Below are 16,653 nucleotides of genomic sequence, written 5' to 3'. Positions count from 1 at the left end.
TGCCTCACCCTGCCGCCGCCACGATTTCAGCCCAGCCTGCTTCGTCGATCACTTCAATGCCAAGCTCCTGCGCTTTCTTGAGTTTCGAGCCTGCGCCCGGACCTGCGACCAGCAAGTCCGTCTTCGCGCTGACAGATCCCGCCGCTTTTGCGCCCAAGCGTTCTGCCTGAGCCTTGGCTTCATCGCGGCTCATGGTTTCCAGCTTGCCTGTGAAGACGACTGTCTTGCCCGCCACGGGGCTGTCGAGCGTTTCAACTTCGTAACGTGGAGGACTGACTTCGCTCAGCAGGTCTTCCCAAACAGCGACATTATGCGGCTCGTCAAAGAATGCTCGCAGAGATTCAATTACTGTGTGAGCCACGCCATCAATGGAATTGAAGGCTTGGAATGACTCCAAATCTTCCGGCGGTTTGACCTTCTGGCCTCCTTCCAAACGATACCAAGTGTTGTAGTGATCGATCTGTTGGCGCAGCGCATCCAACGTCGCAAAATTCTTCATAAGATCGCGCGCGGTCACTTCACCGACATGGCGAATTCCCAATCCAAACAGCAATCTAGCCGCGTCCGGCTCCCGCTTTGCTTCCACAGAAGCCAACAGGTTGTCCACAGACTTGTCCTGCCACCCTTCAAGCGCGAGGATATCCGCGCGTTTGTCCCTCAACCGGTAGATATCCGCGGGCGACTCAAGCCAGCCCAGTTTGAAGAACTGATCGATGGTTTTCTCGCCCAGCCCGTCAATATCCAGCGCTTTGCGAGAGACAAAATGCTTCAACCTTTCAGTGCGTTGAGCCGGACAGATGAGACCGCCCGTGCAGCGCACATCAACCTCGCCTTCCTCTGAAACCGCCTCGGAATCGCATTCAGGGCAACATTCAGGGAACACAAAGGGATCACGCGGCTCCTCGCGAGTGAGGTTATCCACAAGCTGTGGAATAACGTCGCCCGCGCGCTGGACCACCACGCGGTCGCCCGGGCGCACGCCCAGTCGCGCAATTTCGTCGCGATTATGAAGGGTTACGTTGGTAACCGTAACACCGCCGACCAGAACCGGCGCGAGCCTGCCTACAGGGGTAAGCTTGCCGGTACGCCCAACCTGGATGTCGATTGCTTCGAGCGTGGTTTCCGCCCGCTCGGCCGGGAATTTGCGGGCAATCGCCCAGCGCGGCGCCTTGGCGACAAAACCAAGCCGCTGCTGCCAGTCGAGCCGGTCCACCTTGTAGACCACGCCATCGATTTCATAAGGCAGATCAGGCCGCTGGCCCGCAATGGTCTCGTAATGCTTGAGCAGATCCTGCTCGCTCTCAAAGCGCGCGAATAGCGGCGAGATCGGCAGCCCCCAGCTCTCCAGCTTGCGGACCATGTCCGCTTGCGTTTCAGCCGGAATGTCGGATGCCGCGCCCAAGCCATGCGCCCAAAACCGCAAGGGCCGCTTGGCGGTAACACTCGCATCCTTCTGCCGCAGCGAGCCCGCCGCCGCATTGCGCGGGTTCGCGAACAGCTTGCCGCCCGCTTCCTCCTGCGCTGCATTGAGCGCTGCAAAATCCTCGCGGGACATATAGACCTCTCCGCGCACCTCGAACACGTCTGGCACGCCATCGGGGAGCGTTTGCGGGATGTCCGCAATATGCGCGACGTTGGCCGTCACATCCTCGCCGACTTGCCCATCTCCGCGTGTGGCCGCGCGCACGAGCTTTCCTTGCTCATAGCGCAACGAGCAGGACAGACCGTCAATCTTGTCCTCGGCTGTGAAGGCCATGGTCTCGTCTTCGGGCAAATTGAGATAACGCCGCACCCGCGCGATGAACTCGAGCAATTCCTCGTCCGAAAACGCGTTATCGAGGCTCATCATGCGAACCTCATGCGTCACTTTGGACAGCGGCGATGCAGCGATCTGATGCCCGACTTTGCGCGACGGAGAATCCTCGCGGACCAGATGCGGGAATTGTGCCTCCAGCTCGGCATTCCGGCGGACGAGCGCATCATATTCCTGGTCGGAGATCTCCGGATCGTCTTCAGCGTGATAGAGCCGGTCATGCTTGGCAATCGCCTTGGCAAGCCGCATCAACTCATTGGCGGCTTCGGCTTCGGAGAGGTTAGAAGGCATAACGTAAGCCCTGCAGAACTACGAAGAGTGACAACCCTGCGACCGAGTTCACCAGATATCGCTTCCATTTACCGCCTAGGAATGCCCGCCATTTCACAGAAAGGACGACGTTGTGCATCCGAAGTAACGTCAGCAATGAAAAGACAATGCTACTGCCAATTGCGTAATTCCGTACTCTCTGATCAAAATCACCGAGCCCGTGGTTCGCATTCAAACTCTGAAACAACAGATCCAATTGGAGGATGAGCCCCGAAGCTGACGCCAGGCATCCGATCAATGCCAAAAGTCCGGCCGGCAATACTGATAGCAAGGCTACCATGTTCGGCTCATCGGTTCTCACCTCTTCGCTCAAGGTCAAACCCCCTCCAACAGGCGATCCGCTTGCGCGCGGGCCTCGGGTGTGACTTCAGCGCCGGAGAGCATCCGTGCGATCTCTTCCTGACGGCCCGCTTCATCGAGCAGTGCCACGCTGGTCTTCGTCACCGTGCCCGAGGAGGATTTTGCGATCAGGTAATGCGTCGCGCCGCGCGCGGCGACTTGCGGCGAGTGCGTGACGGCCAGCAATTGCTCTTCACCTGCGAGCCTTGCCAAACGGTCGCCAATCGCAGAGGCCACCGCGCCGCCGACCCCGCGATCGATCTCGTCAAAGATCACTGTGGCTGCCCCGCCCTTCTCCGCCAGCGCGACTTTCAGCGCGAGGATGAAACGCGAGAGCTCGCCGCCGGACGCGATCTTGCCGAGCGGAGCAAAATCCGCACCCGGATTGGTGGCGATGAGGAATTCGACACTGTCGCTTCCAGCAGGCCCCCATTTTTCCTGCGGGAGCGATCCCACCGCTGTCAGGAACCGCGCCGCATCCAGTTTCAGCGGAGCCAGTTCAGCCGCCACCGCCTTGTCGAGCTGCTTGGCCGCTTTCAGCCGCGCCTTGTGCGCTTTCTCTGCCTTGGCCGTATACGCCTGCTCCGCCGCCTTTGCCGCGCTTTCCAACGCATCCAATTGCGCTTCGCCGCCTTCAATCGCGTCGAGCTGCGAACGCATCGCGCGCATCTTGTCCGGCAATTCATCCACTTCACAGCGATGCTTGCGAGCGAGCGCGCGCAGTTCAAACAGCCGTGTCTCCGCTGCATCCAGAGCCGCCGGATCATGCACCAGAGCCTCGGCCGCATCGCGCAGCTTGTCTTCGGCTTCGCCTGTTTCCACCAGCGCACGGTCGAGCGCGCCCAAGGCCTCTGTCAGCAAAGGATGTTCGCCCGCAATCCGGTCAAGCCGCCGCGCCGCCACGCGCAAAGCTGCCAAAGGCGAGTCCGACCCTTCCCAGATCACGCGCAGCTCTTCAAGATCGCCGGATAGCTTCTCGCCCTTCTGCATGCTTGCACGTGTTTCCGCTAGCCGCGCTTCCTCACCCGCCTGCGGCTCAAGCGCGTTGAGCTCGGCCAGATGGGCAAGCAACAGGTCCTGATCTGCCTTGGCTTGTTCCACTTCAGCACGCGCGCTTTCAAGCCGCTCTGCCGCTTCACGCCACGCAGTCCATGCGCTGCGCAGGCCATCGAGATCCGTCCCTGCATAACGGTCCAGCAAAGCCCTGTGTCCGCGCGGGTTCACTAGCCCGCGATCATCATGCTGGCCGTGCAGCTCGACCAGCGATGCGGCAAGCTCACGCAGCAGCGCCACGCCTACAGGCTGATCATTGACCCATGCCTTGGAGCCGCCATCGGCCTTCACCTGACGGCGGATCATCAAAGGCTCGCCCGGTTCGACTTCCACTCCTGCATCGTCGAGAACTTCAGCCACAGCGTCAGGCATTGGCGCAAACTCGAAAGCGGCTGCCACTTGCGCTTTGTCTTCGCCAGCTCGCACCAGGCCGGAATCCGCGCGGTCGCCCAGCACCAGCCCGAGCGCATCGAGCAGGATCGATTTGCCTGCCCCCGTCTCGCCGGTAAGCACACCCAGCCCGCGCCCGAAATCCAAATCGAGCGCTTCGATCAACACGACATTGCGGATGGACAGGCGGGTCAGCATGAATGCTGAAACGCTTAGCGCAGCAAAAAGGGCGCGTCACCAATGGCAATGCGCCCTTTCTGTGCAAAGTGAGGGTCACTTAATTCTTCGATACTCAATATTGTCCGCAAGTGACGTCGAGACGAGGACACCCGCGACGGCTCCACCATCTGCGCGAGTAAACTCAAGCCGCTGTATCGGGGACTGACCAATTGGCCGGAATGTGTCAGGCTGATAGCGGTCCAGTTGAGCATACAGAGCGTCCCCGGTGCGCACCCACAATGCGTTTTCTTTCACCTGGATTTCAATCGCATGCTGAAGCGTGTCACTGTAATAGACACCCGCTATTCCAGCGGTATCAATCGGGCCGCTAGGTACAGGCACCATGTCCACGCGAGGCGCAGGGATGTAGCCGTCTGCGCTGACTGTCCAACGCATTTGACTTGCCCGTCCATTCTCGAAATCGCGAAAGACGAAACGCAGATCGCGCGCGGGATCGAACATGAATTCGCCTCGACCGACTTGCTCCATGACGAAGCCACCGTCCGTGCCGAACAGCGCGACAGTCAAGTTGTCGCCCTCGCGACGTACCGAGAATTCTATGCCTGCAAACAAGCGGTAATCACCAACATAGCGATCCAGTTCCTCGTGCGTCTCCGGCGCGAATTCTGTCGAGGGCTCCGGCTCAAGACGGTCGGCGAGCAAGGCCCCGGCAACGTCGAATGCAAACGCAGCTTTCAGGAAGTCCGAACGGTTGCCCATGACAGCAATCGCCATTTTCTCGTCAGGAATTCGGAGCAGGAAGCTGCGGTAGCCGCCGCTGGTCCCGCCGTGCGACCACGTGTCGACCCCGCGAAACTTGCGATACTCCTGCCCGTTGGCTCCGATTGCATTGCTTCCATCCGCCAAGGTGGAGCGCGCGTCGAAGGCGTTTCGCACCGCAGCATTTCCGATCATGCCGGTTTCCAGGGCGTTGGCCCAAAGCAGCATATCGCGCGGGCTGGAGATGATGCCTGACGCGCCGTAATCAGAATTCAGGAGATTGGACCGGGCAAACCCGTCTCCACGTGGCTGGTAACTGGAGGCAAGGCCAGCCGTGATGCGTTCAGAATCTGAATTCACAAAGGTGCGATCCATGCCAAGCGGTTTGAACACCCGTTCCTGCATAAAGTCCGGAAAAGGTTGCCCTGATACCCTTTCGACAATCTCAGCGAGCAAAATGTAGCCAGTGTTGCTGTATTCACGGCGCTGCCCTGCAGGAAAATTCTCGCCCCGCTGGCGCAAGATCAAATCGAGTGAGCGGGCCTGCGTGACCGGCGTTGCTTCGTTCGCACCGGTGAGCAAAAGCAAGCTGTTGACCTCGCGCAGGCCGCTTGTGTGGTCGAGCATATGCCGGATCGTCACTGGCGTCGCCCGTTCGTGAAGCTCGGGAATGAAATCACGCACATCCTGATCGAGAGCGAGCTTGCCCTCGTCCGCCAGCAGCATAATCGCGAATGCGGTAAACTGCTTCGTGATCGATGCGATGTTGAATCGCGTATGAGAGCTGATCGGCACTTCATGCGAGAGGTCAGCCATGCCCGCGTAGCGCTCATATACGACTTCACCGTCAATCATGACCGCCACACTGATGCCGGGCCTGTCACTACCCTCATATGGTGCAACCAAGGCATCGACTGCAGCCCAGTCAGGGGTTGCAGCGCGCGCAGGTGACAGAGCGACAATCGCTGCGCAAAGCATCACAATGATCAAGGTAATCCGCGGCACTGGGCGCTCCCTTTAAGCAGGTTGTTCTAACCAGCGAGGAACTGGCTCAGTTTGAGCCGGCAAGCGTCCGATTTCGCGAAGTCGAACCTATTTTGTACCGTTTTCTTTCCGGAACATCGAAGGTGTCGTACTAGCATGTTTGCGAAATGCGCTGTTGAACGATGACTTCGCGTTGAACCCTGATGCGAAGAGAATTTCAGTTACAGTCTGGTCGGTCTCTACCAGCAAGCGCTTGGCGTGTTCGATCCGGTAGCGATTGATAAAATCGAAGAAATGGACGCCGTGACGCTGATTGATCAAAACCGAGATCTCCTTCGCGGTGACGCCGCTGCGACGCGCGAGTCTGTCCAAGGACAAGTCAGGATCAAGATATGGCCTGTGCTCCTCCATAAACGCCAACAAGCGCTGGTCCTGCTCCCCTTGGCTGTGATTATCGGCAGGATTTGACACAGATGCGAGCAAGCGATCCTGCGTCCGGAACAGTCCGGGGTTCAACATGGCTTGAAGCGCAAACAGGACCGTGATGGCAAGCACTAGGCAAGTCGCTGTCGTCTGAAGGGGCTGAAGGAGTTCTGCGTGTAGGCCAGCAGCAAATACCGTCCTGACGACAAACAGAGTGTGCGCGACGAGCGAACAGGCGACAATGACCGCGAGCCAGTTCCAATTGGCCGAAGACCCGGTGTAATGCTCGGTCATTGCGCTTCGAACGCGCCAAAGCGCATAGATCGCGAGCGCCATATACGCCGCGTATTGAAGCTCAAAAAGGGCGCGCAAGTAAGGCAGCGACACATCTGCTGCTACCGCTGCCAACGTCGCTACAGCCGGCAGGAAGTGAAGCGCATCGCGCGGATGGATGGCTTCGCGATGGAAGCAATTAAGCCAGATATAGCCAGTGAACAGCGGCATTTGGGCAAAGGCAATTGCTACACGAAACTGGTCTATCGAAGGGTTTGCCGCCCACCAGTCACCCATGAACCAGCCGCTGATATCGACAGCGGTTGCCAGCAGGAAGAGTGCCAGCGCAATGTTCGCTAGTCGCATTCTCGATGGCACAAGCATAAGGAATGCGCCCATCAGCACAGCCAAAAATGTGGCGAGAGCTGCAAGCGTTGGAATGAGCGGGAGCATAAGAGCGGATCAATTCAGCACTCACGCGATGAATGCAAGCGCTCTGGAGGATCCGATCCGATCTTTGGCGCAAGCCGGACGAGCATCCATATTTGCTTTGTGGCCTCAATCAAGAGACTGGAGCTGCTAGGAAGTTGGGATCTCTGTCTGTTCTTGAAACGCAAGACAGCTAGCGTGATCAGCACCGATAGCACTGCCCAAATAACGGCGATTGCTACGCTTAAAGGAAGGACCGTCGAGACCAGGGACAGTCCAGTGCCAGTCGCCAGCTCCAAATACATCGTGTACAGAACTAGAAGGAGTTCAAACGCTCCAAATCCCCAGTAGAAGACTGGCTGAAATACATTACTGAAGCGTGCTTCCAATTTCGGCGAAACTTTCATGACCAACCACTTATCACCTCAGCTCGCGCTTCTCCAGCTCTCGAAGCCACCAATGGGTAAACTTGCCCACTGACGTGGCAGGGCCTTAGTCACCTTCCCAACCAAAGACTTCTTCCAAACCTACATTGAAAACTCGCGCAATTCGAAAGCTAGTTTCGAGGCTAGGCGAGTAACGAGACTGCTCAATAGCAATGATGGTATGCCGCGTGACACCGACCGCCTCTCCCAACGCTGCCTGGCTCATCTGGCCATGGGCTTCGCGCAACTCACGAACGCGGTTTGTGATTGGAGGAGCTTTGCTCACGTTTCACACTCTCGAACGCAGAAGAAAAATCTGGGCGCCGTATTCGGCAATCTTCGCGAGAATGAGCGATATGAGCGCGAGGTTAAATAGCTGCATCCCAACTTCGGAGACCATAAAAATGCCAAGGGCTACAACTACACCGGTTGCCAACACATAGGATGAAAAGTTGGCAGCCTTTTGGATCACCAACCGTTCGCGCTCATCGACAGGGCTCGAGGCTTCGCGAGGTGATAACGCAGCGAGTACCACCTGCGCTGCAATCGACAAGATTGTAACGCCTATGACAAACGGAAAGGCCGCAGATGATGGGGACACTCCATCACCAATCACGAGCTTGAGATAGTATCCACCGGTTAGGATAAGTGTAAAGCCCATCACCCATGCGGCGCGTTCTCGGAATGACATAATTTGCTCCTATGTAAAATATCTTCTACATACATAACGACACCCCATCAGATGTCAAATATTTTCTACATCCATCATTCGGCGCTACGCTTGAAATATACTGTCGCTGGAGCCCGAAGGTGGGAATTTTCTTACTGGGTCTAATTGTGACTATCCCTAGCTAGCCCAAGACATGTTTTCCGTAATCCTGCCAAGACCGAATTGAAGGGCTCCATATGTCTCATGTTCTCCTTGATCGCGTCGTTCTTGCAGCATCTGATGGGTCGGTGTTGGTGCCTGAAATAACCGCAACGATCGCGCACGAGACAGTTGGTCTGGTCGGCCGCAATGGCTGTGGCAAAACGACGCTGATGAGAACTATCGCGGGGGACATCGCACCCATGTCCGGGTCGATCAATCTCGACGGAATCCCAGCCCTCATGCATCAGAGGCCCTTTCCAGAGGGCACTAGCGTCGCGCAGGCCTTGGGGGTTGAAGCGCAACTGGAGATTCAGAACCGATTTGAAAGTGGATCGCCGCTGGAAGCGGACTTCGATGCTGTCGATTGGAACGTTTCGAGCCAGCTCAATCAAGCGATGTCGGTTTGTGGCCTAGAGGCCCTCGACCTTACTCGGAAGGTTGAACAGCTAAGTGGGGGTGAGCGAAACCGGCTAAAGACTGCTGCACTGCTTATCCGCCAACCCGACATTCTCTTGCTGGATGAGCCTACCAATGATCTCGACACGGATGGCCGTGCTTTCGTCTATTCCCTGCTTGAAAGCTGGGATGGCCCGGTGTTCGTCGCCACTCACGATCGCGACTTATTGGAAAACGTTGATCGCATCATCGAGTTGTCTCCTCTGGGAACCTTTTGCGTTTCGGGTGGATGGGATGTTTTCGAAGAAGCTCGGGAGGCTGAGCGCGAGCGCGCCAATCAAGCATTTGAAAAGGCGCGCGCCGACGTGGCGAGCGCACAAAGGGCCCGTCAGGCGAGCGTTGAGAAACAACAAAGCCGTGATCGGCAAGGCAGACAATCGGCCATGCGTCGAGACCACTCCCGGCTTGAAATCAATGCAAAAAAAGAACGCGCGCAGGCGACATTAGCTCGCAATCGTGCAGTGGGTGGCGACCGGTTAGAGCATGCGGCGCGGGCACAGGAAAAGGCCGCGAGTGATGTTGCAAAGGTCACGCCAATCCGCATCGAATTGCCCCTCTCTCATCTGTCAGCCAGTCGAGTGGTTCTCAAGGCCAAGGGGCTTTGCGCCAAAGCCGCTGGCCGACAGCTTTTTGGTCCGCTTGACTTCACGATTATCGGGCCTGAACGCATTTTGATTTGTGGGCCGAACGGTAGCGGAAAAAGCACTCTGGCGCGCTTCTTATCCGGGATGGACAATCCCGCAATTGGCTCCGTTGAGATAGACAAAGCATCGGTGGGGTTTCTCGACCAGCATCTCGAATTGCTCCATCCTGAGGAAACTGCGCTGCAAGCTATGCAAAGGCTCAATGAGGCACTCGACCCGAACGCATTGCATGCTGCATTGGCTCGGTTCGGCTTCCGGTCTGTTTGGGGCGATCGGATCGTGGCAAGCTTATCGGGAGGAGAGAAAGTACGCTTAGCACTCGCATGCCTGTTTTCGGGCGAGACCGCGCCCTATGCACTTGTCCTTGATGAACCAACTAATCACCTTGATATTGCCTCGGTCGAAATGCTCGAGGAAGCACTTTCGAGTTACGATGGTGCGATCATTTGCATTACCCATGACCAACGCTTTCGCCAAAACCTGCGGCCGCACCGCATTCTCGATCTGGGGAACCTTTGAGCGTCAGTTATTGGGTCGTTGGCGGTATTTAGAGTACCACGCTCAGATGCGTTGACGCAGCCCATCGCCGTACGCAAACTGACGCTGCGACGAGGGTCAATCCAGCAAAAAGGGCGCGCCGCCAATGGCAACGCGCCCTCTCGTTTCAATGTGGCAATAAACGCCTGTCAGGCCATCATGCAGCGGCCTTTGCTAGCGTGTCATCGCTTGCGGTGTCCGCCTGCGTTTCGCTCTCGGCCTCATCCGGCAGAGCCGATTTCAGCAGGAAGAAGCCAGCAATTGCTGCGATGGTCGAGCCGGACAGAACGCCGAGTTTTACAGCATCGACTTGCTCGGGGCTCGCGAAGGCCAGATTGCCGATAAACAGGCTCATGGTGAAGCCGATCGCGGCAAACAGCGAAAGCCCGTGAATCTGGCGCCAGTTCACTTGATCGGGCAGGCTCGCCATACCGCTCTTCACAGCGAGCCAAGCAAAGCCGAAAATGCCGATCTGCTTGCCGATCAGCAGGCCCAGCGCAATGCCCAGTGGCAATGGTGCCAGCAGGTCAGCCGGGTTCAATCCGAGCAAATATACGCCCGCATTGGCGAAACCGAAAATCGGAATGACAAGGAAAGCAACCCAGGGGTGAAGCGCGTGCTCCATATGCTCCAGCAAGCGCTCACCCTTATGCGCCACCAAGGGCACAGTCAGCGCAGCGGCTACGCCTGCCAGCGTCGCGTGAACGCCCGATTTGAGCACAAAGGCCCACATCAGGATCGCGAGGAGGACATAGGGAATGGCCGAGGGGACCTTCATCCGGCCCACCAGCAGCATCACGACGAATACGGCGCCGCCCATGGCGAGATATCCGGTGTTGATCTCTCCGGTGTAGAACAGCGCGATGATCGTGATCGCGCCAATGTCATCGATCACGGCTATCGCTAGCAGCAAGGCTTTGAGAGCCACCGGAACGCGCGGTCCCAGCAATGCGAGAATACCCAGCGCGAAGGCGATGTCAGTCGCCGCCGGGATCGCCCAGCCCGCCTGGTTTTCCGGGGTGCCTGCATTGATCGCGAGATAGATGACCGCCGGGATCGCCATGCCGCCAATCGCTGCGACTAGCGGCAGCGAAGCCTTGTTCCAGCTTGAGAGCTGACCTTCCATGACTTCGCGCTTCACTTCCAGGCCGATGAGGAAGAAGAACACCGCCATTAGGCCGTCATTGACCCACAGCAGCAGAGGCTTGTCGATCACAAAGCCGCCGAACCCTGCGACAATCGGTATATCGAGCCACGCTTTGTAAGCCGCATTGAGCGGTGTGTTTGCGACGACGAGAGCAGCCAGAGCTGCAAAAATGAGGACTATCCCGCCTGCGCTTTCTTTCTGCATGAAATCGCGCAGCATGGGGGCAATTGCCTTGACCATGGAAAAACCTTCCCTTTGTCAGAGCCGGTACAATGCGGAAATTTTCTCCACATCGCGCCGGTTCTGGTAGTTCTTACCGATCGGAAGGTTGATGCGCGAAACTCGTTGCTGGTTGGGCTTTCGCGAGTGGCGTAGGCCCCGATGCGCATCGACAATCCGATGCGGTCCGACATCACAGGTGCCGAGCGAATTCGCTCTTCACACCTGCCAGAGGGGCCCGGCCCGCGCACATTGAACGCAGCAAGCGCGAAAAGGGTCCGGCAAAAGCCGCCATTTCGGAATGAATGGAAAAGTGGCCCGGTTCGCGGGTGAAACCGGTCAAAGCGCTTTCAGGCGGATCAGATGGCTGTAACGCCCGACGCGTGGTCGTCGATCAGCTCGAATGCCTTCTCGTACCACTCTGTGCCCGGATAGTTCGCGCCGAGAACTGCGGCATATTTCACCGCTTCCTGAGGCACGCCCAGCGCAAGGCTGCTTTCCGTCAGGCGATAGAGCGCTTCAGGCGCGTGGCTGGTCGTCTGATACTCGTCCACCACATTCTGGAAGCGCAATTGCGCCGCGAGCCAGCGGCCAGAACGCGCATAAAAGCGGCCGATCTCCATTTCCTTGCCCGCCAGGTGATCGTTGACCAGGTCAAGCTTCAGCCGCGCATCGGCTGCATATTCGCTTTGCGGGAAGCGGCGGTTGACTTCGGTCAGCGCAGTGCGCGCTTGCTCGGTAATCTTCTGGTCGCGCTGCACATCGCTGATCTGCTCGTAAAATGACAGCGCGATCAGGTAGTACGCATAAGGCGCATCGCGGTTACCCGGGTGGATCGACAGGAAACGCCGCGAGCTCTGGATCGACTTGTTATAATCCTGCGCCACATAATAGCTGAACGCACTCATCAGCTGAGCCCGGCGCGCCCATGGCGAATAAGGGTGCTGGCGCTCCACTTCGTCGAACAGCGCCGCCGCAAGCTGCGTATTCCCGCGATCGAGCCGCGATTTCGCTTCTGAGTAGAGCGTTTCCACGTCGCGCGCGACGTAGGCGACATCCTCGTCGCCGCCGCCCCTGCCGGCACAGCCAGCGGTCAGTGTTGTCGCGCCGGCCAGCAGCGCACCAAGAACCATACGAGACACGCCCTGAGGCGCCAATTTGCGGGATTCAGTCGTCATGGGGTCAGCCTATAACCACCGCCTGCGTGAACGCCAAGTGAAGTTGCTCCTCATGCCTCGCAAATGCGGCAGATTGTCGTGCGTAACTCGAATTAAACCACTTTTGGAGAACGCTCTGTTAACTCTCTCGCGAATAGTCTGAACGCTCTTTCGAAGAGGACCCACGAGTCCGGCACGCGATCATGAGGACCAAAGCTATGTTGATCAAACGCCTGCAAGCGCGCACCATGTGCAAGCCCCGCATCTTCTCCGACGAGAGCGGTGCGACCGCAATCGAGTACGGCCTCATTTGCGCGCTCATCGCGATTTCCGCAATTGTGGCACTGGGCGCTGTCGGCGACGAGCTTTCCACCACCATGAGCACTGTCAGCACGGAAATGGGCGCTAATAATACTGTGACACCTTAATTGTTAGGCCTCAAGCGCCGGCGTTCGCGTCCGCTCACTTAGGCTTCCGGGCTACCGCCCGGCGCACGGTCGTGCGCTGACTGCCGTGACCAAGTCATCCCCTACTTGATGGCTTAGTTTGTCGCCCTACCGCTTCGCTACTTGATGGCGTGATTTCCTACCCCGCGCTTTTGTGGTTCATGCTTCCCGGTTGCCCCGCAACCGCAAGGGCGACTGCCCGTCCGCAGCGTGGGCAGCTTGCCTGCCCGAAAGCGAGGATATCGCGCTCGCGGATGCGAGTGCGGAAAGGAAAATATGACCCGCAAGGCCGACCCCCGCACCGCCCGCTTGCCCGTCCCTGCTGGCGAGCTCCCCGCCTTCACCCCCGTCCCGCGCAAGCGCGCGCGCCACGACGGCTGGACCGCGGCACGCCAACGCGCCTTTATCGAAGCGCTCGCTGACACCGGAAGCGTCAAGGCCGCCGCCCGCGCCGTCGATATGAGCGCGGAAGGCGCCTATCACCTGCGCCGCCAACCGGGCGCCGGGCCATTCCGCGCCGCATGGCAGAAAGCGCTCGACCTCGGCGTCCAGCGGATCGAGGACGTCGCCATGGACCGCGCCTTGAACGGCGTGGACGAGCCGCTCTATTCCTACGGCAAGCTCATCGGCACGCGAAAGCGCTTCAACGACCGGCTGCTGATGTTCATGCTGAGGAACCGCGCGCCGGAACGCTTTGCGCGGGGGCAATCAGACCTCAAGGGCCTCAACGCCATCGGCAGACAAGAGAAGCGCCGCCTCAAGGCCAAATGGAGGAGGCAGTGGGAGAAGGAGCAGCGCAGCGTCTCGCCCAAGCAGCTGCAGGCGAGGATCGATACCAAGCTCGACGCGATCCGCAAACAGGTCGAGATCGACCGCGCGAACGCGTGGGAGCGCTTGTCGGAAGAGACCCGCGCGGCATGGGAGGCGTTTGAACGCCTGCGCAACCGCGACCTGGAGGCTCTGCAAGCGGATGAGGATATACGGATGCTCTTGCGCGAAGGCCCGCAAGCCACGCGCGAAGCGCGCAACGCCGATCCGAAGGATATTTTGCAGGAGCCGCCCGCACCCGAGCCGTGGGACGGGATCAGACGGCTAAAGGATGAGGGTTGGGAGTGAGCGGCTACGAGATTGGAACTTTACGGCATGTTAGAAAGTTTACACTAGGAATTTGCATAATTGGCTGCGATATGCAGCGAGAATCAAGGAGGATTTGAATGTCTCACCACGAGTCGATTGACGCTTAACTCTTCACAAACACATGGAAAAAGGGGCCCAAACGACTAATCTCGTTTGGGCCCCTTTTTGTTGGAATTGCGATCTCAAGTCAAAAATGGAGGATGGAGCACACCTTCGCCGGCAATTGCTGACCTCATTTCATCCAAGTCAGCGGAAAAATCCTGCAACTCTCTCTCCAGATACACCCAGCAGCTAAAACTACTAGCTTTCGTTCGGAACGCCCTCTTCGCACGACGCAACTCCTCAAAGGCCTGTTCACGATTGCCAAGCAGCCCGTGGCACAAAGCGAAGCATTGGCGAGCGTTCGGATCCACGAAGGCTTCTGTTTCCGCAAGCGACAAGACGAGATTAATCAGGGTCAAGTCCACTTCGCCATTTTGGCCCCACTCAGCCATCGCATAGTTGAAAACGCTCACAATCGAACTCGACTCCGAAACCTCGTCCTTAGAACCGATCTCACTCAGGGCTTCTTCGAAATTCCGAGTTGCGATTAAAGCGAGCACATACGATGTATGAACCCTTTGGCCCCTACTTAAATCATTGCGCATCCGAGCCAACTTTAGCACGTCTTCCGCGCCTGCGCGCGAAACCATAAGCCGCTGAAGCAGCAGCCCTCCTACAGGGTCATTCGTGATTTGCTTCTCTGCCAGCTCTTTCACGATAGCGAGATAGTCTTCGTCGCTCGTAATCGCTCGAATTATTTCGAGAGCGGGTGAAGCTTCGAACAAAGTGGCTTCGGCGCTCGAGATAAGGCTGCGCGCGTCCGAAAGTGCCAAGTCATCTTCATTCAAAGACGTTGCTGCATAGGCTCTTCGGATAGTTGCGAGGTTCTTCTCATAACCCTGTTCGATAGCCACGCCAAGATGAGTAATTTCGTCCTCCCGCCGCACCATACGATTAGCTAATTTAGCCAAGCCAAAAGCGATTTCCCCGTCCTCAGAGAAGTTCTCACTAATCTGCGAGATTTTCGAGTCTATTCGCCTCTCAACTTCTCCGAAGTTGTTCCTTCTCCTTGCCTTCTCATACCGGTCAGGGAGCATTCTGAGCGCATACAACGCACCCTCTCGATCATCGAGATTTCCTGCCCTGACCTCGCTCGTTAGCCTTCGATACTGCTTCCCAAGACGAGACTTGCTGTGCCTTCTGCAAAATACTTTTTGCTCAAGTATCTCAAGATGAGGGTAGTGGTTGATTAGCGCCGCGGGCTCATCATATCCAAGCTCCTTTTCGGCGTACGAAAGCAATCCTCGCAAAATCCCTTCTTCGTCATCGATATCAGGGACGTTTGCCGGACAAAAATGCAATTCGACTGCGCTTCTTCGGACAGGATGCCGCTCTTTGCGGATGGACTCTACAATCGGCACCAATCCATCGATGTTCTGATAGGTAGGGACAAACATCACCACTACCGCATCAGGCAGCTGACGCGTGCAAATACCACCCACGTCGGTGTGGCCAGTTCGACTATCGACCAAAACATAGTCAAAACCTTTGTCGTCAAACAACGCCCATTGCTGCTTCAAATCTTCAATTAAAAGAAAGCCAGACCGTTCTTCGTACAGATGCCGCCAATCAATTGAATGGAGGTTTTCAGAATAGGAATGATCTGTGTGGATACCAGCAGGCAAAAACCAAATTGGATCTTCATCAATTCTGCCTTCAATGATGTATTGCTCCACATCGGGCGAAGAGTTTGTATCCAAATACTCGGACACAAAATCAACTATCCCACGAGACGTGTCCATCTGACGGAATGGCTCGTATGTATCTAGACCTGGCGCCTCCAAATCAAAGTCAACAACGAGCACGCGCTTGCCCTCTGCAGCTAGAATAGCAGCAGTGTTCATCAGGGCCATCGAGCGGCCTACTCCGCCCTTGTACGAATAAAACGTAACCGTATACATCTAAGCCGCCAACTTAAATGATTTAGAAGCTGCGATCCTATCTTCTGGAATATGCGTTCGAAACTTTGGTTTCGAATAATCGATCTGATGCACAGTATTTTTTTCTGCCTCTTTTTTGTAGAAACGCAGCAAGTTATCGAATGCCTTCGTCTGGATCTGCGCGCCACTTTCCCAGCGTTTTATCGATGCAATCCCAATGCCAGTGTAGGCACTGAATGTCTCAGGGTTCATACCGAAAAGCAGTCTAAGCGAGCGAATGGCTGATGGGCGCAGCCTATCTAGATGATCGCAAACCGCATCATGTTGGATCATGTCGGCATCTTCATGCAGATATTGCCCGGCACATGTATCGCACTTCCAAACTGGCGTCCTAACGCTTAGCAACTCCGCAGATGCGCCAGAGCCTATTGGTACGTCCGACATCACCTCGATAAGACGCGCATCGCCTTCACCGCAAAGCTCGCAAGTTTCATGTCTGAGCATATTATTTTCCGTCATTACGAACGGACCTCTTCGTCTCACTAAGGTGGAAGCTGCGGGCGATCACTTTGGTCTGACCCATGTGAAGCTTTATATATACTTCATGCTGATCAGATATCGGCACGACCATGTACCAGGCCTTCTTGCCAGGGGGTTGA

The 16,653-nt window shown here is 57.0% G+C and carries 13 protein-coding genes; 3 read left to right on the top strand and 10 right to left on the bottom strand.

Features of this window, described 5'->3' with window-relative positions; translation table 11 throughout:
• Nucleotides 1–4: 4 nt before the first annotated feature.
• From ligA to HUO12_RS02995, 6 genes are all read right to left on the bottom strand, one after another.
• A complete protein-coding gene (ligA, locus tag HUO12_RS03020) occupies nucleotides 5–2,104 on the bottom strand; it encodes an NAD-dependent DNA ligase LigA (RefSeq protein ID WP_176272200.1) in 2,100 nt (699 codons plus the stop codon).
• Nucleotides 2,105–2,458: 354 nt separating this feature from the next.
• Entirely contained in the window at nucleotides 2,459–4,123 is a 1,665-nt protein-coding gene (gene recN, locus HUO12_RS03015) for a DNA repair protein RecN (protein WP_176272199.1), read from the bottom strand.
• Between the two features lie 75 nt (nucleotides 4,124–4,198).
• Complete coding sequence (locus HUO12_RS03010) at nucleotides 4,199–5,869, bottom strand: serine hydrolase domain-containing protein (protein WP_176272198.1); 1,671 nt, start codon at nucleotides 5,867–5,869, stop codon at nucleotides 4,199–4,201.
• Nucleotides 5,870–5,956: 87 nt separating this feature from the next.
• A complete protein-coding gene (locus HUO12_RS03005) occupies nucleotides 5,957–6,997 on the bottom strand; it encodes a helix-turn-helix domain-containing protein (RefSeq protein WP_176272197.1) in 1,041 nt (346 codons plus the stop codon).
• Between the two features lie 468 nt (nucleotides 6,998–7,465).
• The gene (locus tag HUO12_RS03000; RefSeq protein ID WP_176272196.1) at nucleotides 7,466–7,684 is read right to left on the bottom strand and encodes a helix-turn-helix transcriptional regulator; all 219 of its coding nucleotides are present in this window, start codon (nucleotides 7,682–7,684) and stop codon (nucleotides 7,466–7,468) included.
• A gap of 3 nt (nucleotides 7,685–7,687) precedes the next feature.
• Nucleotides 7,688–8,089: a hypothetical protein gene (locus HUO12_RS02995; protein ID WP_176272195.1), complete on the bottom strand. Its 402-nt coding sequence runs from the start codon at nucleotides 8,087–8,089 to the stop codon at nucleotides 7,688–7,690.
• A gap of 215 nt (nucleotides 8,090–8,304) precedes the next feature.
• Between HUO12_RS02995 and HUO12_RS02990 the strand changes: the two genes are divergently transcribed.
• On the top strand, nucleotides 8,305–9,888 hold the full coding sequence (locus HUO12_RS02990; RefSeq protein ID WP_176272194.1) for an ABC-F family ATP-binding cassette domain-containing protein: 1,584 nt from the start codon (nucleotides 8,305–8,307) through the stop codon (nucleotides 9,886–9,888).
• A gap of 175 nt (nucleotides 9,889–10,063) precedes the next feature.
• Here the strand turns inward: HUO12_RS02990 and nhaA are convergent, their stop codons facing one another.
• The gene (gene nhaA, locus HUO12_RS02985) at nucleotides 10,064–11,293 is read right to left on the bottom strand and encodes a Na+/H+ antiporter NhaA (protein WP_176272193.1); all 1,230 of its coding nucleotides are present in this window, start codon (nucleotides 11,291–11,293) and stop codon (nucleotides 10,064–10,066) included.
• Between the two features lie 338 nt (nucleotides 11,294–11,631).
• The gene (locus tag HUO12_RS02980; RefSeq protein WP_176274258.1) at nucleotides 11,632–12,405 is read right to left on the bottom strand and encodes an outer membrane protein assembly factor BamD; all 774 of its coding nucleotides are present in this window, start codon (nucleotides 12,403–12,405) and stop codon (nucleotides 11,632–11,634) included.
• Nucleotides 12,406–12,647: 242 nt separating this feature from the next.
• Between HUO12_RS02980 and HUO12_RS02975 the strand changes: the two genes are divergently transcribed.
• A complete protein-coding gene (locus HUO12_RS02975) occupies nucleotides 12,648–12,857 on the top strand; it encodes a Flp family type IVb pilin (protein WP_232367291.1) in 210 nt (69 codons plus the stop codon).
• A 294-nt stretch (nucleotides 12,858–13,151) separates the two neighbouring features.
• Nucleotides 13,152–13,991 carry a hypothetical protein gene (locus HUO12_RS02970; RefSeq protein WP_176272192.1) on the top strand — a complete coding sequence of 280 codons (840 nt, stop codon included), beginning with the start codon at nucleotides 13,152–13,154 and terminating at the stop codon, nucleotides 13,989–13,991.
• Nucleotides 13,992–14,194: 203 nt separating this feature from the next.
• Here the strand turns inward: HUO12_RS02970 and HUO12_RS02965 are convergent, their stop codons facing one another.
• Together HUO12_RS02965 and HUO12_RS02960 are read right to left on the bottom strand one after the other, a co-directional pair.
• A complete protein-coding gene (locus HUO12_RS02965) occupies nucleotides 14,195–16,015 on the bottom strand; it encodes a tyrosine-protein kinase family protein (RefSeq protein WP_269748032.1) in 1,821 nt (606 codons plus the stop codon).
• A complete protein-coding gene (locus HUO12_RS02960; protein WP_176272190.1) occupies nucleotides 16,016–16,513 on the bottom strand; it encodes a hypothetical protein in 498 nt (165 codons plus the stop codon).
• Nucleotides 16,514–16,653: the final 140 nt, after the last annotated feature.

Source organism: Altererythrobacter lutimaris (assembly GCF_013371495.1).
GTDB classification, from domain to species: Bacteria; Pseudomonadota; Alphaproteobacteria; order Sphingomonadales; family Sphingomonadaceae; genus Erythrobacter; species Erythrobacter lutimaris_A.
Note: the sequence above shows the minus strand (reverse complement) of the source record. Positions and strands in the feature narration are given on the sequence as shown.